This window comes from Nocardioides ferulae (genome assembly GCF_003660455.1).
Taxonomy (GTDB): domain Bacteria; phylum Actinomycetota; class Actinomycetes; order Propionibacteriales; family Nocardioidaceae; genus Nocardioides; species Nocardioides ferulae.
Genome location: NZ_QZVR01000004.1, coordinates 109023 through 129320 on the forward strand (window position 1 = coordinate 109023; position 20298 = coordinate 129320).

The 20298-nt window shown below is 73.3% G+C and carries 23 protein-coding genes and 3 tRNA genes; 19 read left to right on the forward strand and 7 right to left on the reverse strand.

Annotation, left to right across the window (positions count from 1 at the left end; translation table 11 throughout):
- Nucleotides 1-79 precede the first annotated feature (79 nt).
- From D6B71_RS06805 to D6B71_RS06820, 4 genes are read left to right on the forward strand one after another with little or no spacing between them, the layout of a single operon-like run.
- On the forward strand, nt 80-1123 hold the full coding sequence (locus D6B71_RS06805; protein ID WP_121253345.1) for an ABC transporter ATP-binding protein: 1044 nt from the start codon (nt 80-82) through the stop codon (nt 1121-1123).
- Nucleotides 1120-1926, forward strand: coding sequence for an ABC transporter permease (locus D6B71_RS06810; protein ID WP_121253347.1), 807 nt, complete (start codon nt 1120-1122; stop codon nt 1924-1926). Before D6B71_RS06805 ends, D6B71_RS06810 begins: the two co-directional genes overlap by 4 nt.
- 13 nt (nt 1927-1939) lie before the next feature.
- Nucleotides 1940-3139, forward strand: coding sequence for a sensor histidine kinase (locus D6B71_RS06815; RefSeq protein WP_121253349.1), 1200 nt, complete (start codon nt 1940-1942; stop codon nt 3137-3139).
- Nucleotides 3136-3741: a response regulator transcription factor gene (locus D6B71_RS06820; protein ID WP_121253351.1), complete on the forward strand. Its 606-nt coding sequence runs from the start codon at nt 3136-3138 to the stop codon at nt 3739-3741. Before D6B71_RS06815 ends, D6B71_RS06820 begins: the two co-directional genes overlap by 4 nt.
- Nucleotides 3742-3745: 4 nt before the next feature.
- Here the strand turns inward: D6B71_RS06820 and D6B71_RS06825 are convergent, their stop codons facing one another.
- The 4 genes from D6B71_RS06825 to D6B71_RS06840 form a co-directional block, all read right to left on the reverse strand.
- The gene (locus tag D6B71_RS06825) at nt 3746-4702 is read right to left on the reverse strand and encodes a metallophosphoesterase (protein WP_121253353.1); all 957 of its coding nucleotides are present in this window, start codon (nt 4700-4702) and stop codon (nt 3746-3748) included.
- Nucleotides 4699-5169: a nitroreductase family deazaflavin-dependent oxidoreductase gene (locus D6B71_RS06830; RefSeq protein ID WP_121253355.1), complete on the reverse strand. Its 471-nt coding sequence runs from the start codon at nt 5167-5169 to the stop codon at nt 4699-4701. The genes D6B71_RS06825 and D6B71_RS06830 overlap by 4 nt, the downstream gene beginning before the upstream one ends.
- Nucleotides 5170-5271: 102 nt before the next feature.
- Nucleotides 5272-6438 carry a fumarylacetoacetase gene (fahA, locus tag D6B71_RS06835; RefSeq protein WP_121253357.1) on the reverse strand — a complete coding sequence of 389 codons (1167 nt, stop codon included), beginning with the start codon at nt 6436-6438 and terminating at the stop codon, nt 5272-5274.
- Nucleotides 6435-7313, reverse strand: coding sequence for a hypothetical protein (locus D6B71_RS06840; RefSeq protein ID WP_240641189.1), 879 nt, complete (start codon nt 7311-7313; stop codon nt 6435-6437). Before D6B71_RS06840 ends, fahA begins: the two co-directional genes overlap by 4 nt.
- A 60-nt stretch (nt 7314-7373) precedes the next feature.
- On the opposite strand from D6B71_RS06840, the gene D6B71_RS06845 reads away from it, so the two are divergent.
- A complete protein-coding gene (locus tag D6B71_RS06845) occupies nt 7374-8543 on the forward strand; it encodes a homogentisate 1,2-dioxygenase (RefSeq protein WP_121253359.1) in 1170 nt (389 codons plus the stop codon).
- Between the two features lie 145 nt (nt 8544-8688).
- A complete protein-coding gene (locus D6B71_RS06850) occupies nt 8689-8994 on the forward strand; it encodes a DUF1905 domain-containing protein (protein ID WP_121253361.1) in 306 nt (101 codons plus the stop codon).
- Between the two features lie 31 nt (nt 8995-9025).
- Here D6B71_RS06850 and D6B71_RS06855 read toward each other — a convergent pair whose 3' ends face one another.
- The gene (locus tag D6B71_RS06855; protein WP_121253363.1) at nt 9026-9754 is read right to left on the reverse strand and encodes an RDD family protein; all 729 of its coding nucleotides are present in this window, start codon (nt 9752-9754) and stop codon (nt 9026-9028) included.
- Nucleotides 9755-9952: 198 nt separating this feature from the next.
- Here D6B71_RS06855 and D6B71_RS06860 point away from each other — a divergent pair, with 198 nt between their 5' ends.
- The 10 genes from D6B71_RS06860 to D6B71_RS06905 all read left to right on the forward strand — a co-directional run bounded on the left by D6B71_RS06860 (nt 9953) and on the right by D6B71_RS06905 (nt 15559).
- Entirely contained in the window at nt 9953-10537 is a 585-nt protein-coding gene (locus D6B71_RS06860) for a DNA-3-methyladenine glycosylase I (RefSeq protein WP_121253365.1), read from the forward strand.
- Nucleotides 10534-10887 carry a CidA/LrgA family protein gene (locus tag D6B71_RS06865; protein ID WP_121253367.1) on the forward strand — a complete coding sequence of 118 codons (354 nt, stop codon included), beginning with the start codon at nt 10534-10536 and terminating at the stop codon, nt 10885-10887. The genes D6B71_RS06860 and D6B71_RS06865 overlap by 4 nt, the downstream gene beginning before the upstream one ends.
- A complete protein-coding gene (locus tag D6B71_RS06870; RefSeq protein ID WP_121253369.1) occupies nt 10884-11603 on the forward strand; it encodes an LrgB family protein in 720 nt (239 codons plus the stop codon). The genes D6B71_RS06865 and D6B71_RS06870 overlap by 4 nt, the downstream gene beginning before the upstream one ends.
- A gap of 31 nt (nt 11604-11634) precedes the next feature.
- Nucleotides 11635-13050 (forward strand): amidase, encoded by a 1416-nt coding sequence (locus tag D6B71_RS06875; RefSeq protein WP_121253371.1) that lies wholly within the window; start codon nt 11635-11637, stop codon nt 13048-13050.
- 139 nt (nt 13051-13189) lie between these two features.
- Nucleotides 13190-13262 (forward strand) — tRNA-Thr (locus D6B71_RS06880).
- 55 nt (nt 13263-13317) lie between these two features.
- Nucleotides 13318-13391: transfer RNA gene (locus tag D6B71_RS06885), tRNA-Met, on the forward strand.
- A gap of 85 nt (nt 13392-13476) precedes the next feature.
- Nucleotides 13477-13647, forward strand: a complete 171-nt coding sequence (gene rpmG / locus D6B71_RS06890) for a 50S ribosomal protein L33 (RefSeq protein ID WP_121253373.1) — start codon at nt 13477-13479, stop codon at nt 13645-13647.
- Between the two features lie 85 nt (nt 13648-13732).
- Nucleotides 13733-14131: an FAS1-like dehydratase domain-containing protein gene (locus D6B71_RS06895; protein ID WP_121253375.1), complete on the forward strand. Its 399-nt coding sequence runs from the start codon at nt 13733-13735 to the stop codon at nt 14129-14131.
- Entirely contained in the window at nt 14128-14532 is a 405-nt protein-coding gene (locus D6B71_RS06900) for a MaoC/PaaZ C-terminal domain-containing protein (protein ID WP_206051605.1), read from the forward strand. The genes D6B71_RS06895 and D6B71_RS06900 overlap by 4 nt, the downstream gene beginning before the upstream one ends.
- A complete protein-coding gene (locus D6B71_RS06905; RefSeq protein ID WP_121253377.1) occupies nt 14525-15559 on the forward strand; it encodes a UDP-N-acetylmuramate dehydrogenase in 1035 nt (344 codons plus the stop codon). The genes D6B71_RS06900 and D6B71_RS06905 overlap by 8 nt, the downstream gene beginning before the upstream one ends.
- A gap of 822 nt (nt 15560-16381) precedes the next feature.
- Here the strand turns inward: D6B71_RS06905 and D6B71_RS06910 are convergent.
- Together D6B71_RS06910 and D6B71_RS06915 are read right to left on the reverse strand one after the other, a co-directional pair.
- A complete protein-coding gene (locus D6B71_RS06910; RefSeq protein ID WP_121253379.1) occupies nt 16382-17401 on the reverse strand; it encodes an adenosine deaminase in 1020 nt (339 codons plus the stop codon).
- Nucleotides 17402-17409: 8 nt separating this feature from the next.
- The gene (locus D6B71_RS06915) at nt 17410-18690 is read right to left on the reverse strand and encodes an aspartate aminotransferase type Ic (protein ID WP_121253381.1); all 1281 of its coding nucleotides are present in this window, start codon (nt 18688-18690) and stop codon (nt 17410-17412) included.
- A 208-nt stretch (nt 18691-18898) separates the two neighbouring features.
- Between D6B71_RS06915 and D6B71_RS06920 the strand changes: the two genes are divergently transcribed.
- The 3 genes from D6B71_RS06920 (at nt 18899) to nusG (ending at nt 20263) form a co-directional block, all read left to right on the forward strand.
- Nucleotides 18899-18971: transfer RNA gene (locus tag D6B71_RS06920), tRNA-Trp, on the forward strand.
- Between the two features lie 79 nt (nt 18972-19050).
- On the forward strand, nt 19051-19290 hold the full coding sequence (secE, locus tag D6B71_RS06925) for a preprotein translocase subunit SecE (protein WP_121253383.1): 240 nt from the start codon (nt 19051-19053) through the stop codon (nt 19288-19290).
- A 40-nt stretch (nt 19291-19330) separates the two neighbouring features.
- Nucleotides 19331-20263, forward strand: a complete 933-nt coding sequence (gene nusG / locus D6B71_RS06930; RefSeq protein WP_164519565.1) for a transcription termination/antitermination protein NusG — start codon at nt 19331-19333, stop codon at nt 20261-20263.
- Nucleotides 20264-20298 lie beyond the last annotated feature (35 nt).

The following is a 20298-nucleotide window of genomic DNA, read 5'->3' on the forward strand; positions in this document are numbered from 1 at the left end:
GGGTGTCCTGTGACAGCGGCACCTGACGTCGTGAACGGGCGCACTACCCGGGCCACCGAGGCGGGTGGAGGGTGGAGGCATGACTGACACCGCGACCCGGAGCCCGGGGCCCTCCGACCAGCGCCTGGACGAGACGAACGAGTCGAACCGGCCTTCCGTCGCCGTCGAGGTGCACGGGCTGCGCCGCACCTACGGCAGCGGAGACGACGCGTTCGAGGCGGTCCGCGGCATCGACCTCGCCGTCCGCCGCGGCACCGTGCACGCCCTGCTCGGCGTCAACGGGGCCGGCAAGACGTCGGTGCTCGAGGTCATCGAGGGCCTCGCCGCCCCCACCGCCGGGTCCGTGCGGGTGCTCGGCCTCGACCCGATCGCCGACCGCCAGCAGGTGCGTCGCCGCACGGGAGTGCTGCTCCAGCGCACCGGCTTCGTCGGCGACCTCACCGTGCGCGAGACGTTGCGGATGTGGTCGGCCACCGTCACCGGGGCCCGCCCCGTCGAGGAGTCGCTCGCGCGGCTCGACCTCACCGCGCGGGCCGACACCAGGATGCGTGCGCTCTCCGGGGGTGAGCACCGGCGGGTCGACCTGGCCTGCACGCTGGCCGGTGACCCCGAGGTGTTGCTGCTCGACGAGCCGACCACCGGGCTGGACCCGGAGAGTCGCCGGGCCGTCTGGAGCCTGATCCGTGACCTGCGCGACCGCGGCGCGACCGTGCTGCTCACCACCCACTATCTCGACGAGGCCGAGGCGCTGGCCGACCAGGTCTCGATCATGCGGGCCGGAGAGATCGTCCGCGCGGGCACGGTGACGCAGATCGTCGCCGACCATCCGGCGCAGATCTCCTTCCGCACACCCGACCACGAGCTCGGCGACGGTCTCGGCCTGGCGGGGGAAGCGGTCGAGGTGGCCCGCGACGGCGCGACCACGGTGCTCCGCGTCCGCGACCTGCAGGGGGCGCTGACCGACCTGCTCGTGCGGGCCCGGGAGCACGGCGTCCGGCTCGAACAGCTCACCGCCCGGTCGGCCAGCCTCGAGTCGGTCTTCCTCGACCTGGCCCACGACGACCGCGCCGACGACCCCGCCCGCGATGAACCCGCCCACGACGACCTGGGAGCTACCCGATGACCGCCACCGGAACCCGGCCCCGGACCGCACCCCGCGCGCTCGCGCTGGCCCGCTTCAACTGGACGCTGATGGTGCGCAACCGCACCACGATGCTCTACGCCTTCGCGGTGCCGCTGCTGCCGCTGGCCCTCCTCTTCACCGCCGACGCGTCGGGCGCGGATCCGGGCGCGGTCGGAGACGCCGGCGTCGCGGTCGTGGGCGCCGCGCTGGTCACCGCGCTGCTCTTCCCCGGCTACTACAACCTGCTGTCGATGTTCGTGACCCGTCGTGACGAGCTGGTGCTCAAGCGGCTGCGTACCGGCGAGATCCGCGACGCCGAGCTGATCGTCTCGATGGCGCTGCCCGGGGCCGCGATCACGCTGGCCGTCGCGGTCGCCACGATCCCGGTGGCGGGCGTCGCCGGATTCCCCCTGCCGGGCAACCCGCTGCTGCTCGCGACGGGGATCCTGCTGGGGGTCGCCGCCTTCGCCGCGCTCGCGGTCTGGACGGCGGCCTGGACCCGCACCGCGGAGGCCGCCCAGCTGACCAGCGCCCCGGTCATGGTGATCGCGATCGCCGGCTTCGTCGCCCCCGCACTGCCCGACCGGTGGCAGTCGTGGTTCGACCTGCTCCCCGGCGCGGCCGTGGGGGACCTGGTGCGAACCGGGTGGTTCGGCCAGTCCGAGAGCGGCGCGGCGGTCGGCGGGCTGTCGTTCCTCGAAGCATGGGTCGCTGCCGCTCCGGCCCTGGGCGTCCTGGCCGGCTGGCTGCTGCTCGCCGCCTGGCTGGCTGGGCGGTCCCTGCGCTGGGAACCTCGGGCCTGAGAGGATCGGGCCCGTGAGTCACCGCCGCGTCCGCTTCGCACTGCCCCTGGGCTGGCGGGGGCGCACCGACGTCCAACGGGTCGAGCTCTACACCCTCGGCACCCTCCACGTGATGTTCTGGTTCCTGCTGGCGGTCGGGGTGCTCAACGGGGTCGCGGTGCTGACCACCCGCTCGGCCATCCTGCTCATGGTGGTCGCCTCGGCCGCCCTCGGCTGGACCGGCGCGACGGTGCTGCGCGCCGCCGCCGCGCTCTACCCGGAGCACCGCCCGATCCCGGTGCGCCCGCTGCTCGTCCTCGCCGTGGTGGCGCTGGCGGTGCAGGGCTGGATCCTCACGCTGCCGGCCGACGAGCGGTTCCCGGCCACGCTGGTGCTCGTGGGGGTGCTGGCCTGGGCGTGCGGTGGGCTGCGCGACTCGGTGATCCAGAGCGTGGTGGTGCTGCTCGGAGGGGCGGTGGCGCTGCTGTCGACCCAGCACCCGGGCATGGCCGTCTACGGCGCGGCGGTGGCGGCGTTCTTCGTCTTCACCGTGCAGAGTTCGCTGTGGCTGCTCGGGGTGGTCACCGAGCTCGACCAGGCCCGCCGCAGCCAGGCGGCGCTCGCCGTCGCCGAGGAACGGCTGCGGTTCTCCCGCGACGTGCACGACGTGCTCGGGAGGCACCTGGCCACGATCGCCGTGCGGGCCGAGCTCGCCGCCACCCTGGCCGAGCGCCACGACGCCCGGGCCCCCGAGCTGGTGCGCGAGCTGCGGACCACCGCGCACGAGGCGCTGCGCGAGGCACGCGAGCTGGCCCGCGGCTACCGCCCGCTCGACCTGAGCCAGGAGCTGGACGGCGCGGTCGCCCTGCTGAGGTCGGCCGGCATCGACGCCACGGCCTCGCTCGACGGGCTGCCGGAGGGCTGGCACGAGGCGGTCGCCCGCGTCGTACGAGAGGCAGTCACCAACGTGCTGCGGCACTCCAGCGCCACCCGGGTCGAGATCTGCTACGCCGACGGCCTCGTCGAGATCCGCAACGACGGTGTGGCCGCGCCCGCCGGCCACGAGGACGACGGCGGCACCGGCACCGGCTTGGCCACCCTGGCCGCCGACCTGGCCGCGAGGGGGGCCTCGCTCGAGCGCGCCGCGGCGAGCGGGGAGTTCGTGCTGCGGCTGCGCCTGGACCCCGCCACCCCGCCGACGCCCGCCTCCGCCCTCGTCGGGAGCCGGCGATGATCCGGGTGCTGCTCGCCGACGACGAGAACCTGATCCGCGGCGCGCTCGCCCAGATGCTCGACCTCGAGGACGACCTCGAGGTGGTGGCGCAGGCCGCCACCGGCGCCGCGGCGCTGGCGGCCGCCCGGGCGCACCGGCCCGACGTGGCGGTGCTCGACCTGCAGATGCCCGACCTCGACGGCATCGAGGTCGCCGAGCGGCTCGGCCGCGAGCTGCCCGGCTGCGCCTGCATGATCGTCACCAGCCACGGGCGCCCGGGCTACCTCAAGCGGGCCCTGGAGAGCGGCGTCCGCGGGTTCCTGCCCAAGACCACCACGGCGTCCACGCTGGCCCAGGTGGTGCGCACCGTGCACACCGGTGGCCGGCACGTCGACCCCGAGCTCGCGGCCGAGGCCATCGCCGCCGGTGACTCGCCGCTGACGCCGCGCGAGGCCGACGTCCTCGAGGCGGCCGGCAGCGGGGCGCCGGTCGGCGAGATCGCCGCCCGGGTGCACCTCTCGCCCGGCACCGTGCGCAACTACCTCTCGAGCGCGACGGCGAAGCTCGGAGCGGCGAACCGGCACGAGGCGGTGTCCACCGCCCGGCGGATGGGCTGGATCTGACCCGTCACCACAGGGCGCCCATCTCGCCGGTGTTGAACGGGGAGTCCTTGCGGGAGAGCAGGTCACGGCGCTCCTCGGCGGAGAGCGCCTCCAGCTGGGCCACGACCGTGGACGGCACCGCCGTGACCTCGGGAGCCTCGGGCAGCGGTACGACCGTGTGCACGACCGTGCGCGGGTCGTCGTAGAGGTGCAGCATCGTGATCGCCTGGTGCCCGTCGACGCCGGAGACCAGCCGGTCCAGCGGCGCCGGATCGGTGGTGTAGCAGCTGGCCGCGGCGACCGAGACCGGCACGCCCGCGAACGTGGCCCACGAGGTGAAGTGGAAGTGCCCGCCGAGGACGCCGCGCACGTCGGTGCCGCGCACCACCTCGGCCAGCTTGTGCTGATCGGCCAGCTCGATCACCTCCGCGGCGCGCAGCATCGGCACCGGGATCGGCGGGTGGTGCAGGGCCAGCAGGGTGCCGGCCGGCGCCGGAGTGGCCAGCACGTCGGACAGCCAAGAGAGCTGGTCGTCGGTCAGGTCACCGTGGTGGTAGCCCGGGACGCTGGTGTCGAGCGCGACGATCCGCAGCCCGGCCACCTCGTGCACGCGGTCCTGCGGTGCTTCCGAGGCCGCCCCGAACAGCTCGCGGGAGTACGCCGACCGCTCGTCGTGGTTGCCCATCGTCCACACGACCCCGGCCCCGAGCTCCGTCGCGACCGGCTCGACGAGCTCGCGCAGCCGGCGGTAGGCCTCCGGCTCGGCCCGGTCGGCGAGATCGCCGGTGAACACCAGCGCCTGTGGGGCGGGGTCGAGCCGACGCAGCCGGGCCAGCGCGAGGAGCAGCCCGGCGTCGGGGTCGACGACGTCGTACTGCCGGGCACCGGCCGCGAGCAGGTGCGGGTCGCTGAGGTGGGCCACGGTGTGGGTGGGGGCGGCGTGCTGGCCCAGCTGCACCAGGGTGGGGCGCGGGTCGGTCATGGCCGGGGCTCCAGCCGGAACACCGGGATCAGCCGGTCGGTGCGCTCCTCGTATTTGGCGTAGTTGGGCCAGGTGCGCAGCATCAGCGCCCACGCCGCCGCTCGGTCGGCGCCCTCGAGCTCGCGCGCGGTGACCCGCGTCCGGCGGCCCCGGGTGTCGACCTCGGCCTCGCCGGCCGCCCTCAGGTTGTGCACCCACAGCGGGGTCCGGGCGTCGCCGAAGTAGGAGCCGGCGATCAGCCAGGCGTCGCCGTCGGGCACGCACAGCAGCGGGGTGCTGCGCGGCAGCCCGCTCTTGCGGCCCACGACGGTCAGCGTCAGGTTGGGCAGGCCGGCGACGTCGAGCACGGTGACCCGGCCGCCGGACACCCGGTGCAGGGCCTTGTCGAGCGCCACCACCTGCGGTAGCAGCTTGGGCATCCAGCCGATCGCGCCGATCCGCACGGCGAGCGGGGTGAGCAGTCCCATGGCCGTGACCGTAGCCCGCGCCCCCGTCTTTCGCCGACCCGTCACTGATTCCCGCCGTTTCGCGGCGTGTCGGGGAACGCGTGACGGGTCGGCGCGGAAGCCTCAGCCTGCAGGCACGATCCGTCCGGCCACCTCGCCCAGCGTGATCCGCCCACCTCCGGTGCCGAGAGCGGAGTAGCGCAGCACCACCTCGTCGCCGTCCTCGAGGAAGGTGCGCTCGCGGCCGCCGGCGACGAACGGCTCGCGGCCACCCCAGCTGAGCTCGAGCAGCGAGCCGCGCTGGTCGCGCTCGGGCCCGGAGATGGTGCCGGAGGCGAACAGGTCGCCGGTGCGCAGCGAGGCGCCGTTGACGGTGAGGTGGGCGAGCAACTGCGCGGGCGACCAGTACATCGTGCGGAACGGCGGCCGGCTCACCACCTCGCCGTCGAGCAGCACCTCGACGTCGATGTCGAGCCCGCGCACCGCACCGGGCCCCAAGTAGGGCAGCGGCTCGGGCTCCTGCGCCGGCAGGTCGCACCACGCCGCCTCCAACGCGGCCATCGGCGTCACCCAGTGAGAGACCGAGGTCGCGAACGACTTGCCGAGGAACGGGCCCAGCGGCTGGTACTCCCAGGCCTGGATGTCGCGCGCGGACCAGTCGTTGAGGCCGACCACCCCGAACACGTGGTCGCCGAACCCCGAGAACGGCACCGGCGTGCCTATCGGGGAGGGCACTCCCACCACGAAGCCCAGCTCGGCCTCGATGTCGAGCCGGCGGCTCGGGCCGAAGGTGGGGGCCACCTCGCCCGGCCCGCGGCGCTGGCCGCTCGGGCGGGTGATCGGGGTGCCCGACGGCACCACCGTGCCGGCCCGCCCGTGGTAGCCCACCGGCAGGTGCCGCCAGTTCGGCAGCAGGGGCTCGCTGTCGGGCCGCAGGATCCGGCCGACGTTGGTGGCGTGGTCGAGCGAGGCGTAGAAGTCGACGTAGTCAGCGACCTCGAATGGCCGATGCAGGGTCGCCTCGTCCAGCGGCACCGCGTGCTCACCCGACGCCGCGAGCTCGCCCGCCTGCTCGCGCGTCTGCCGCCACACCTCCGGGCCGAGGGCCAGGAACGCGTTCAGCGACGGCTCGGCGAACTCCGGACGGCCGGTCGCCGCGTGCAGGTCGACCACCCAGTCACCGGAACCGTCGCCGAACCGGACGCCGATCCGCCGCTCGCCGCCGGCGACCGAGAACACGCCGTACGGCAGGTGGTCCAGGCCGAAGCCGCCGGCTCCGCCCGCGCTCACAGGGCTGCTCCGTTCACTCGCAGCAGCCCCAGCGCACGCAGGTCGGCCAGCGGCTCGTCGACCGAGCAGGACCCGAACGAGGTGAACCAGCGGCGCGCGCCGGCCAGGTCGGCCGCCGCGGCCGCGGCGAGCAGCGCCTCGGCGTCGCGCTGCTCGAGGGTGGCGAGGACCTCGTCACCCCCGGCGCCGTCGAAGGCGAGCCTCGTCGCGACCAGCAGGTTGAGGAAGCCGTGCTGCTCGGCGCCGTCGGCGGCGGTGTGCCGCACCGCGCGGTGCAGGCCAGCGGTGCACTTGAACGGCGTCTCGCGGTCCAGTGCCGCGTCGACCCACGCGGCCAGGGTCGCAGCGGCCGGTGCCTGCTGCGGCTCGACGCCGCCGGTGCGCAGTTTGAGCCGCAGCTCGGCGGCGGCGACCTCGTCGGCGGCGGCCAGCCAGCCCGCCGAGGGTTCCTGCTGCGGAAGCTCGACGAAGACCGGCACGTCGTCGGCGAGCGACCCGTCGGCCCGGGCGGCGTCGACCGCGGCCACCACCCGGCGCGCGTTGCCGGGCAGGTCGTCGAGGTCGCGCAGGGCGATCTCGAGCCCGGCCAGCTCGCGACCGTGGCGAGCACAGTGGGCGGTCGGTCCGGCCAGCTGGCCGGCGCCGCCGGTGACCACGACCGAGAGCGGCATCGCCACGCCCTCGGCGACCGCGAACCGGGGGAGGTCGGTGTCGCGCACGACGAACGAGCGGACCAGCGGGGCGTCCGGGGTGCCGCTGCGATCGGCGTACGCCGCGGCGGCCGTCAGCAGCTCGGCGTCGCCGGGCGGGAAGGTCGCCGCGTCGTCGATCAGTGCGGTCCAGGCGGGCGGGGTCGGTTCCGTCGAGGCTGCCACGCGGCTACTGTAGTCAACCGGATAGCGGACGCACGTGATCGGTGAGCGGACGGAGCCACGATGTACTACCGCCGGGTCGGCGAGGTGCCACGCACCAGGCACACCCAGTTCCGTGACGACGCGGGCCGGCTCCACCACGAGGAACTGATGGGCGAGGAGGGGTTCTCCTCCGACTCCTCGCTGCTATACCACCGGGGCGTGCCATCGGCGATCGTCGCGGCCGAGCCCTGGGAGGTGCCCGACCAGCGCACCACGCCCAATCACCCACTCAAGCCCCGCCACCTGCGGCTGCCGCAGCTCGAGACCGGCGGCGACCCGGTCACCGGCCGGCGCCTGCTGCTGGCCAACACCGACGTGCGCATCTCCTACGTCGCCACCGGCACCGAGCCCTCACCGCTGTTCCGCGACGCCGTCGGCGACGAGTGCGTCTTCGTCGAGTCCGGCTCCGGCGTCGTCGAGACCGTCTTCGGGGTGCTGCCCTACCGCACGGGCGACTACGTCGTCGTCCCGCGGGCGACCACCCACCGGTGGGTGCCGGCCGAACCGAGCCGGCTGTACGCCGTGGAGGCCAGCGGCCACATCGCCCCGCCGCGGCGCTACCTCTCCCGCTACGGGCAGCTGCTCGAGCACGCGCCGTACTGCGAACGCGACCTGCACGGGCCGACCGAGCCGCTGCTCCACGAAGGCGACGACGTCACGGTCCTGGTGCGGCACCGCACCTCGGCCGGCATCGTCGGCACCCGGATGGTGCACGCCACCCATCCTTTCGACGTGGTCGGCTGGGACGGCTGCCTCTACCCCTACACGCTCAACGTCGAGGACTTCATGCCGATCACCGGCAAGGTGCACCAGCCGCCGCCGGTGCACCAGGTCTTCGAGGGGCAGCGGTTCGTGATCTGCAACTTCCTGCCCCGCAAGGTCGACTACCACCCGCTGTCGGTGCCGGTTCCCTACTACCACTCCAACGTCGACAGCGACGAGGTGATGTTCTACGTCGCCGGCGACTACGAGGCCCGCAAGGGCTCCGGCATCGGCGTCGGATCGATCTCGCTGCACCCGGGCGGCTACGCGCACGGCCCCCAGCCGTCCGCGATCGAGGCCTCGCTGGGGGCGGAGGCCTTCGACGAGACCGCGGTCATGGTCGACACCTTCGCCCCGCTCGAGCTGGGCGAGGGCGCGCTCGCCTGTGAGGACCCGGCCTACGCGTGGAGCTGGAGCCGCCAGCCGTGACCGAGGGACGAGGTCACGGCGTCGGCGGCGAAGGTCGAGCGAGCGCACGCCCGAGCGGGCGAGGGCGTGGCCGCGTGTCGAGACCGGGTGGTGGGTGACCGAGGGACGAGGCCGCGATGTCGGCGCCGTCCGGCACGATGCGGCCATGGACGAGCACGCCGAAGGCGAGGCCTTCGAGTTCGAGGCCGAGATCTGGGAGGTCGAGCAGGGCAGCTGGGCGTTCGTGACGCTGCCCGGCGAGGTCGGCGACGACCTCCGGCTGCTCGCCGGACCCCCGCGCGGCTTCGGGTCGATCCGGGTCGAGGTCAGCTGTGGCGCCACCACCTGGCGCACGTCGGTGTTCCCCGACAAGCGGCGCGGCTACCTGCTGCCGATGAAGCGGGCAGTGCGCCGCGCCGAGTCCCTCGAGATCGGAGACCCGGCGCGGCTGCGGCTGCGCGCTCTCGACTGATCGACGACGGCCGATCAGCGGTGGGGGCGGGTCAACCGATCTTCAGCACCCGGGTGCCGCCGGCGAAGCGGTCGTGCCAGGCCTGCCGGTTGACCGGGTCACCGTTGATGCCGACCGCGATCATGATCACCGCGACGAGGCTCGCCACGCCGCTGAGGAACGAGCCGAAGATCGGGATGATGTTGAGCAGGTTGGTCGCCAGCCAGATGTTGCGGCGCACCGCCTGCTCCATGGTCGGGTTGCTGACCCCGTCCGGTCCGACCACCTTGAGCTTGAGCACCTGCTTGCCGATGGTGGCGCCGCGCGAGGACTCCAGGTAGGCGAAGTAGCCGACGTAGACCGCGCTGGAGATCACGGCGGTGAACAGCCAGAACAGGAACAGCTCACCGGTGGAGTGGTAGTAGCCGCGCAGGAACATCGCACCGAACACGGCGTAGAGGATGCCGAAGACGACGCCGAGGATCACCCCGTCGATCAGGCGCGCGACGAACCGGTCGATCAGCTCGCCGGGCCGCGGCGTGCCGGGAGTGGGCGGGGGCGTGAACTGCTGTCCGGGCTGCGGCGGTGCGCCGTACCCGCCGGGCGGCGGCGGCGCGGCGTACCCGCCGGGCGGCGGCGGCGCGGCGTACCCACCGGGCGGCGGCGCGGCGTACCCACCGGGCGGCGGCGGCGCGGCGTACCCGCCAGGGGGTGGAGGGGGAGGAGTGGTGCCCTGCGGTTGGTCCGCGGAGGGCCCGACAGGCGGTTCGTTCGTCGACATGTCAGTTGCCTTCGTGAGGGTGTCAGACGGGCAGGACACGACCCCAGGGAGCCATGGCCCTCTCGGCAACGTAGCGCCGCCGAAGGATGTCTGGACAGCATTTCCCCGCTGGTCCGGCCCAGGAGAAAATTCCACGACCGAGGCCCGTCCGGCCCCGGTGCGCGGGTGTCGCCGGGGCGTCCTGACAGGATGCCGGGCATGGGACCGGTGACCGGCGAGGACGGCGTGGCCCGCTGCCCTTGGGCGGGGGGCCCCGGCACGATGCGCGACTACCACGACTCCGAGTGGGGCAACCGCGTCTCGGGCGAGGCCGCCTACCTGGAACGGCTGACGCTCGAGGCGTTCCAGTCCGGGCTGTCCTGGTCGACGATCCTGCACAAGCGGGAGGCGTTCCGGGAGGTCTTCGCCGGCTTCGACGCCGAGGCGATCGCCGGCTTCGGCGACGCCGACGTCGCCCGGGTGATGGCCGACGCCCGCATCGTGCGCAACCGGCGCAAGGTCGAGGCCGCGATCACCAACGCCCGCGCCGCCATCGGTCTCCGCGACCACGGCGGCCTCGAGGCCCTGGTGCTGGCGCACCGGCCGGCGACGGCTCCGGCGCCGGCGACCACCGAGGAGCTCGGCACCACCTCTCCCGAGTCGGTGGCGCTGTCGAAGGAGCTGAAGCGGCACGGCTTCGCCTTCGTCGGACCCACCACGATGTTCGCCCTGATGGAGGCGGTGGGCGTCTTCGACCCCCACCTGGTCGGCTGCCACCGGCGTGGCGCCGCGGCCGCGCCGTGATCTCCGGGCTGACCTGGCTGCTGGCCTGCCAGCTGGTCGGCGAGGTGCTGGTCAGGCTCACCGACGCCCCCGTCCCGGGCCCGGTGGTCGGCATGGTGCTCCTCTTCGTCCTCCTGCAGGTACGCCGCTCGGGCGACGACGCCACCGTGGTGCGCGCCGCCGACGGACTGCTGCGCCACCTGCAGCTGCTGTTCGTGCCCGCCGGGGTGGGGGTCGTGGTCTACCTCGGGACGCTGCGCGACCAGGCACTGCCGATCGCGGTGGCGCTGCTGCTGTCGTGGCTGGTCGGCCTGGCCGCCGTCGCCGGGGTCACCGTGGCGCTCGAGCGACTCGTGGGGCGTGGCCGGTGACCGAGGCCTGGAGCGAGACCTGGACCTGGCTCACCCACTCGCCGCTGTTCTTCGTGCTGCTGACCCTGGCCGGCTACCGGCTGGGTCGCGAGCTGAACGAGCGCACCGGCGGACACGCCCTGGCCCAGCCGGTTCTGGTGGCGATCGTGGTGGTCGGCGCGGCGATCTCCCTGCTCGACGTCGACTACGACGACTACCGCGCCGGCACCGAGCTGATCGCGTTCTGGCTCGGGCCGGCAACCGTGGCGCTCGCGGTGCCGCTGCACCGGCAGGCCGAGCGGCTGCGCGGGTTCGTCGTGCCGATGCTGGTCGCGGTCACCGTCGGTGCGGTGGTCTCCGTGACGACGGTCGTGCTGCTGGTGCGGGCCCTGGGCGGTGACGAGCTGCTCGCCCGCACCATGGCGTCGAAGGCGACCACCACGCCGGTCTCGATCGCGCTGACCGAGACTCTCGACGGGCTGCCGCCGCTGGCCGCGGTGGTGACGATCCTCGCGGGCATCCTGGGCGCGGTGGCCGGCCCGGCGGCGCTGACCCTGCTGCGGGTGAGCGACCGGAGGGCGCGCGGCCTCGCGCTGGGGGCGGTGTCGCACGGCATCGGCACCTCCCGGGCCCTGGTCGAGGACCCCACCGAAGGTGCGTTCGCCGGCCTCTCGATGGGCCTGACCGCCCTCGCCACCAGCCTCCTGGCGCCGCTGCTGGTGGCCAGCCTGCTCTGACCTCCGCCGAGGTCTGGCTACCGTGACCCCCATGACGTCCCAGCCCGGTCGAGTCCACGCCTTCGCCGACGACGCCCTCGGCGACCTCGACGCGGTCGGACTGGTGGAGGCCCTGCATGCCGGCCGGGTGTCGATCCCCGAGGTGGTCGAGGCCGCGATCGCCCGAGCCGAGCGGGTCGACCCGCAGCTGAACGCGATCGCCTACCGCTGCTTCGACCATGCCCGCGTCGAGGCCCGGGCGCCGCGCGACGGCTACTTCGCCGGGGTGCCCACCTTCTTCAAGGACAACGTCGACGTCGCCGACCTGCCCACCGGGCACGGCGCCGACGCCTTCACGCCACGGCCGGTGCGCGCCACCGGCGACTTCGGGCGCATGTTCCTCGCCACCGGGCTGGTGCCGCTCGGCAAGACCACGCTGTCGGAGTACGGCTTCTCCCCGACCGCCGAGCACCCTCGCCTCGGCGCCGTCCGCTCACCCTGGGACCCGCGACGCACCGCCGGGGCCTCCTCGGCCGGCTCGGCCGCGCTGGTGGCGGCCGGGGCGGTCCCGCTCGCCCACGGCAACGACGGCGGCGGCTCGATCCGCATCCCGGCCGCCGTCAACGGCCTGGTCGGGCTCAAGCCCTCCCGGGAGCGGCTGCCGCTGGACAAGCTCTACCGCCAGATGCCGGTCAAGATCATCGCCGACGGGGTGCTCACCCGGTCGGTGCGTGACACCGCCGCCTTCCTCCGCGAGGCCGAGCGGGTCTACCGCGCCCTGGCGCTGCCGCCGATCGGCGACGTCACCCGTCCCGGCCGCACCCGGCTCCGGATCGCCGTCACCACCCAGGGCTCCCGCCACCACGCCACCCCCGAGGTCGCCGAGCTCACCGCGAAGACCGCCGGCCTCCTCGAGGAGCTCGGGCACCGCGTCGAGCACACCGACCCGCCGCTGCCCTCCTGGTTCGAGCAGGACTTCCTGCTCTACTGGGCGCTGATGGCCATGGTGGTCGTGCGCACCGGACGCCGCGAGCACGGACCCTCGTGGGACCGCACCCGGCTCGACAGCCTCTCCCTGGGCCTGGACCGGCACGCCCGCCGGAACCTGCACCGGGTGCCCGGGGCGATCCGCCGGCTGCGCCGGATCCGCCAGGAGCTGGCGTCGTACTTCGCGGCGTACGACGTGGTGCTGACGCCGACGCTGGCCACCGAGACGCCGCTGGTCGGACACCTCGACCCGGGGCTGGAGTTCGAGGAGCTGATGGAGCGGATCCTCACCTGGGTGGCCTACACGCCGCTGGCCAACGCCACCGGCCAGCCGGCCATCTCCCTGCCGTTGGCCACCACCCGGGCCGGCCTGCCGCAGGGGATGATGTTCACCGCCGACACCGGTCGCGAGGCGACCCTGCTGAAGCTCGCCTACGAGCTCGAGGAGGCGCACCCCTTCGCGCGCATCCAGGACGCCTGATCCGCGAGCTGAGCTGCGTCCGACCCGCGTCTGACCTGGGACGACAACGGTCGCCGGGGAGGGTCGACGGGCGGGCTCGCGGGGTCCGCGCCCCCGATTTCTCTATCGCCGTGGGGGCTGTGTATTCTCTTCGCTCGTTGCCCCTTTAGCTCAGTCGGCAGAGCGTCTCCATGGTAAGGAGAAGGTCTACGGTTCGATTCCGTAAAGGGGCTCGGAGGATCTGGATTGCGTCGGCCACTAGACTGGCCGGCGCAGCCCTGTCCCGGTGGCGGGGTAGCTCAGGTGGTTAGAGCACACGACTCATAATCGTGGTGTCGCGGGTTCGAGTCCCGCTCCCGCTACGTCGAGATCAACCGCAGCAGCAGCAAGTGACCGTCACCGCGGTCCACGCACCACCGCACGACCCACTTCGACGAAGGACTTCCCGTGGCCAGCAAGACCTCTGATGTTCGCCCGAAGATCACGCTCGCCTGCGTGACCTGCAAGGAGCGCAACTACATCACGAAGAAGAACCGCCGCAACGACCCCGACCGCATGGAGCTGAAGAAGTTCTGCCCGCGTTGCCGCACCCACACCGACCACCGCGAGACCCGCTGACCTCTCAGCAGCCTCCCGCGCACCGCGGCCCGTCCGGACCCCCGGACGGGCCGCTGCGCATTTGCCTGCCACTAGGTTTGGTCCCATGCCGATCGACCCCTCGCTCGTGGGCCGCAGCTTCCCGCCGACCCGCCCCTACACCGTCACCGAGGAGCGGCTGCGCGAGTTCGCCGCCGCGACCGGCACGGCCTACGACGGTGGGCCTGCCCCCGCGACGTTCCCGATCGTCGTCGCGTTCGAGGCGATGAACGCCTTCCTCGAGGCCGAACAGGTCGAGCTGTCCCGCATCGTGCACGGCGAGCAGCGGTTCCGCTACCAGCGCCCCATCGAGGCCGGCGACGTGCTCACCGCCACCTTGACCGTCTCCTCGCTGCGCCAGATCGGGGGCAACGACATCCTCGGCACCACCAGCGAGCTCCGCGACGCCGGCGGTGTCCTGGTCTGCGAGACCAGCGCCACGCTCGTGCACCGGGGGGCAGCGTGAGCACGGCCCTGACGACGGGGGCGTCGCTGCCGGCCCGGACCTACGCCGTACGTCGAGCCGACCTGGTCCGCTACGCCGGCGCCAGCGGTGACCTCAACCCGATCCACTGGTCCGAGCGGATCGCCACCGGGGTCGGGCTCCCCGGCGTCATCGCGCACGGCATGTACACGATGGCACTCGCCGCCCGCGCGGTCGCCGAGTGGACCGATGGTGCGGAGGTGGTCGAGCTGGGCTGCAAGTTCACCCAGCCCGTCGTCGTCCCCGACGACGACACCGGCGTCGACGTGGTCGTGGCCGGCACCGTGAAGGACGTCGCCGACGGGTTGGTCACGATCACGCTCGAGGTGACCTGCGCGGGCCGCAAGGTGCTCGGCGCGCCGAAGGCGGTCGTCCGTGCCTGAGCTGTTGAGCGCCCACACCACGCTCCGGCTCGGCGGTGGAGCCCGCCGCTGGGTCGTGGCCGGCACCGAGGCGGAGCTCGTCGCGGCCGTGGCCGAGTGCGACGAGCGCGGCGAGCCCGTGCTCGTGCTCGGCGGAGGGAGCAACCTCGTGGTCGCCGACGAGGGCTTCGACGGCACCGTGGTCGAGGTCGCGGTCCGCGGGCGATCCGCCGACGTCGATGCCGAGGACGACCTGGCCTGCTGCGGGGGAGTGGTGCTCGAGGTCGCCGCCGGGGAGCCGTGGGACGACGTGGTGGCCGCCACCGTCGACGCCGGGTGGGCGGGCCTGGAGGCATTGTCGGGCATCCCCGGCTCCACCGGCGCGACCCCGATCCAGAACGTCGGCGCCTATGGGCAGGAGGTCGCCCAGACGATCGCCCGGGTGCGCACCTGGGACCGCCGGCTCCGCGAGGTGCGCACATTCGCCGCGGCCGACTGCGGCTTCGGCTATCGCACCAGCCGCTTCAAGGCCGACCCCGGCCGGCACGTCGTGCTCGGCGTGACCTTCCAGCTGCGTCAGGGCGACATGTCCGAGCCGGTGCGGTACGCCGAACTGGCGCGGACGCTCGGCGTCGAGCCTGGCCAGCGCGCCCCCCTCGTCGACGTCCGGGCCGCGGTGCTGGGGCTGCGCGCCGGCAAGGGCATGGTGCTCGACGCGGACGACCACGACACCTGGAGCGCGGGCTCGTTCTTCACCAACCCGGTCGTCGACCCCGACGCGGTCCCCGAGGGCGCACCGGCCTGGCCGCAGCCCGACGGCCGGGTCAAGACCAGCGCCGCCTGGCTGATCGAGCACGCCGGCTTCGCCAAGGGTCACGGCACCGAGCGGGTCAGCCTCTCCACCAAGCACACCCTCGCCCTCACCAACCGCGGCACCGGCACCACCGCCGACCTCCTCGCCCTGGCCCGCGAGGTCCGCGACGGAGTCGAGGCCCGCTTCGGCATCCGCCTGGTCAACGAGCCGGTCCTGGTGGGCTGCGATCTCTGACTCGGGTTGGTGTGGCCGCCGCTGCGCCGGGATGTCTCGGAGCTGGTCTGTCTGCGGGGTTGGTGGTGCTTCGCTGACCTGCCGCTCGTGGTTGGCGTTCACCCGGTGACCTGTCGCTCGTGGTGGGTGGGTCCGCCGCTGCCCGGGTCAGCTGCGCCGGAGGGGCCCGCTCGGCCAAACCACCCGCTCCGCTCGTTCCTCACGGAGCGGGGCCAGGCCCATCCACGGCCTCGGGGCCCCTCCGGCTCCGCCGCCCCACCCCGCGCCGGGCTCACCGACCCCGGGAGGAGAGGAGTTTGCGGCTGCGCCGCATGACCCAACCGGCCGTGACCCGCGACGTCAGGCGACCCCGGACCAGCGGAGAACACCCCGCGTCATCAGGTGTCGGGGTTGATCGGGCCGCGACCTCGCCGACCCGTCCGGCATTCCCGGAGGAGCGAAGCGGGGGAGGGAATGGCTGACGGGTCGGGGCACGCCCAGACCACGGTGACGTGCCCACCCACGGTGACCAACAGAGGGTTGGTCTGAAGCCCAGCCACAGGCAGCCGTCAGAGGCCCGCCCCACCCACCAGCCACGGGGCCCTCGACCCAGACGCATGTCACCCGCCCACCTTCCGGTAGGTGGGGCCGGTCCATGACGGCATCGTCCCTGTCGGCCCGGGAGCGCGAGCGACGCAGACCCCCACCCCACCCACCACAGACCCACCCACCACAGACCCACCCACCACAGAACCACCCGACCCCACAGGTCAGGCAGACCACGAAGCCCCGCGCAGCGGACACCCCGCCGCGCAGCGGCAGCCACACCGACCCCGAGCGACCTCAGGCCGGCGGAGCCGCTGCCCAGGTGTCGATGTCGCGGAGGATCTCGGCCTTGGTCGAGTCGGGGGCGCGCGAGCCGCGCACCGACATCCGGGCGAGCTCGGCGAGCTGTGTGTCGGTGAGGTCGTGGGCGGCGCGCATCGTGGCGTACTGCCCGGCCAGGCGCGAGCCGAACAGCAGCGGGTCGTCGGCGCCGAGCGCGACCGTCGCGCCCGCGGCCAGCAGGCTCGGCAGCGGCACCGAGGTCAGGTCGGAGTAGACGCCGAGGGCGACGTTGGAGACAGGGCAGACCTCGAGCACGACACCCTCCCGCACGACCCGCTCGAGGACGCGCGGGTCCTCGCCGGACCGGACGCCGTGGCCGAGTCGGTCGGGGTGCAGCGAGTCGAGGCAGGTCGTGACGTGCTCGGGTCCGCGCAGCTCACCGCCGTGCGGCACCAGCGCCAGGCCGGCCCGCTCGGCGATCCGGAAGGCCGGGCCGAAGTCGGTGGTGGTGCCGCGCCGCTCGTCGTTGGAGAGGCCGAAGCCGACCACGCCGCGGCCGGCGTACTGCGCCGCCAGACGGGCGAGGGTGCGGGCGTCGAGCGGATGCCTGGTGCGGTTGGCGGCGATCACCACCGCCATGCCGAGCCCGGTCAGGCGGCCGGCGTCGGCCACGGCGTCGAGCACCAGGTCGGTGAACGCGGTGATGTTGCCGAACCGGGCGGCGTAGCCGCTGGGGTCGACCTGGATCTCCAGCCAGCGCCCGCCGTCGCGGACGTCGTCCTCCGCGGCCTCGCGGACCAGCCGGCGGACGTCGTCCTCGGTGCGCAGCACCGACCGGGCGACGTCGTAGAGCCGCTGGAAGCGGAACCAGCCCTTCTCGTCCGCCGCCGACAGCTGTGGCGGCCACTCGGAGACCAGCTGGTCGGGCAGCACGATCCCGTCGCGCTCCGCGAGCTCCAACAGCGTCTGGTGACGCATCGAGCCCGTGAAGTGCAGGTGCAGGTGCGCCTTGGGCAGCCGGTGGAGGTCGCGCATCGAGGAGGTCAGCCGAGCAGCTTCTCCGCTGCGGCCAGCCGCACGCACGTCGCGACCGCCTCCATCGCGCCGGTGACCTCGGCCAGCGTCGGGAACGAGGGGGCCAGCCGGATGTTCGTGTCGTCGGGGTCGTTGCGATAGGGGTACGCCGAGCCGGCCGGCGTGAGCGCGACCCCGGCGGCCTTGGCGAGCTCGATCACGCGGGTGGCGGTGCCGGGCAGCACGTCGAGGCTGACGAAGTAGCCGCCGTGCGGCCGGGTCCACTCGGCGATGCCGAGCCCGTCCAGGCGCTCGGCGAGGATCCGCTCGACCTCGGCGAACTTGGGCGCGAGCAGGTCGCGGTGCTTGGCCATGTGGTCGCGCACGCCCTGCGCGCTGCCGAAGAACTCCAGGTGCCGCAGCTGGTTGACCTTGTCGGGGCCGATGGAGCCGAGGCCGAGGTTGTCGTGGAACCACGCGACGGTCTCGCGTGAGCCGCCGACGAAGGCGACGCCGGCCCCGGCGTAGGTGATCTTCGAGGTGGAGGCGAAGACCACGGGCCGGTGCGGGTGCCCGGCCACCGCGGCGAGCGAGACGATGTCGGCGCTCTTGGTCTCCTCCGCCGAGAGGTGGTGCAGGGCGTAGGCGTTGTCCCAGAAGATCTTGAAGTCGGCGGCGGCGGTCGGCATCGACGCTAGCCGCTCGGCGACCTCCTGGGACGTCACCTGGCCCGTGGGGTTCGCATAGGTCGGCACCAGCCACATGCCCTTGACGGTCGGGTCGTCGACGACGAGCGCGGCCACGGCGTCGACGTCGGGGCCGTGCTCGGTCATCGGCACCGGCAGCATCTCGATGCCGAACCACTCCAACAGTGCGAAGTGGCGGTCGTAGCCCGGCGTCGGGCACACGAAGCGGACCTTCTCCTCCCGGCCCCAGGGCCGCTCGGAGTCCACGCCGCCGCGTAGCCAGAGGTAGGTCAGGGTGTCCTTCATCAGTGTGAGGCTGGAGTTGCCCTGCGCCGAGAGCTGGTCGACGTCGAGGCCCAGCAGCTCGGCGAACATCTCGCGCAGGCCGAGGACGCCGGCCAGCCCGCCGTAGTTGCGGGTGTCGACCCCGTCGGACGTGGTGGTCGTCGTCGGCAGCCGCAGCAGCCCGTCGGCGAGGTCCAGTTGCTCGGCCGACGGCTTGCCGCGGGTCAGGTCGAGCTTGAGGCCGGAGGCGACGAGCGCGTCGTACGCCTCCTGCTGCTCGGCACGGAAGGACTCCAGGTCGGCCCGGGACCGACCGGGCAGGGGCTGCGGCTCACTCACCCCGCCATCGTAGGGGCGACCCGGTGCGCGGCCCGGCCTGGTGCTCTCCGGTGGTCAGATGCGACCCTCGGGCGCGGTCGCACCGGGGCGGTTTGGTCGGCCGGGGCCGGATGCGTAGACTCCACGTTTGGTGGTCTCCCACATGCTGAGCCATGCCCTGACTCCCGTGCGATGCGCGAGAGACGAGGTCGGGCTCGGGGAGCCCCGTAGGGCACTAGCTCAACTGGCAGAGCATCGGTCTCCAAAACCGAAGGTTGGGGGTTCAAGTCCCTCGTGCCCTGCAAGGACTGCACGAAGCCAGACGCCGGCGCATCCTGCCGGCGGTGACGACCTGAAGATGACGGGAAGAGGTGACAGGCGATGTCGGAAGGCAGCGCAGTGCGCGGCTCGCGCGACAAGGGCGGGCGCACCAGCATCCCGACGTTCTACCGTCAGGTGGTCGCCGAGCTGCGCAAGGTCGTCTGGCCGACCCGCGACCAGCTCAGCACCTACTTCGTGGTGGTCGTGTTCTTCGTGGTCGTGATGATGGCGATCGTGTCCCTCCTCGACCTGGGCTTCGGAAAGCTCGCCTTCGAGGTCTTCGCCGGCGACGCCAGCTGACCCAGCGGCAGTCCCCGGCCAGCAACCACCCCCAGCAGTGATGGAGCAGCAGGTGTCGCAGCAGCAGGACCCGAACGAGTCGGGCGAGGCCCTCGAGGCCCTCGCCGATGAAGCCGCCGAGGCCCCCGAGGTGTCTCTCGAGGACGAGTACGGCCAGCCGGACGAGGCGCCCGAGGTCGAGGACCAGCCGGCCCTCGACACCGAGGTGACCGACGAGGACTCCGACGCCGCTCTCGGGCTCGACGACACCGCCGCCGACGGCGCGACCAGCTCCGGCCTGAGCGCCGCCGAGGGCGACGAGGGCCCGGACGCCGAGGACGAGGCCGACGAGCCGGCCGACGACGACCCGCTCGAGGCGTTCCGTCGCGAGCTGTGGGCGAAGCCGGGCGACTGGTTCGTGGTGCACACCTACTCGGGCATGGAGAACCGGGTCAAGCAGAACCTCGAGAACCGCATCATCTCCCTCAACATGGAGGACTACATCCACGAGATCGTGGTCCCCACCGAGGAGGTCGCGGAGATCAAGAACGGCCAGCGCAAGATGGTCAAGCGCACCGTCCTTCCCGGCTACGTCCTGGTCCGCATGGACCTCACCGACGAGTCCTGGGCCGCGGTCCGGCACACCCCTTCGGTGACCGGATTCGTCGGGCACAGCCACCAGCCGGTGCCGCTGAGCATGGCCGAGGTCGAGAGCATGCTCGCGCCGGCGGTCGTGGCCCGGGCCGAGGCGGAGGCGGTCGCCGCCGGCACGGCCGCTCCTGCCTCCTCCGGCGGCGCCCCGGCGAAGAAGCCGATCGAGGTCGCCGACTTCTCCGTCTCCGACTCGGTGATGGTCGTCGACGGGCCGTTCGCCACCCTGCACGCGACGATCACCGAGATCAACGCCGAGGCCCAGCGGGTCAAGGCGCTGGTCGAGATCTTCGGCCGCGAGACCCCGGTCGAGCTGAGCTTCTCCCAGATCCAGCGCGTCTGACCCGCGAGCTCGCTCGCGGGGCAGACGCGCTGGGA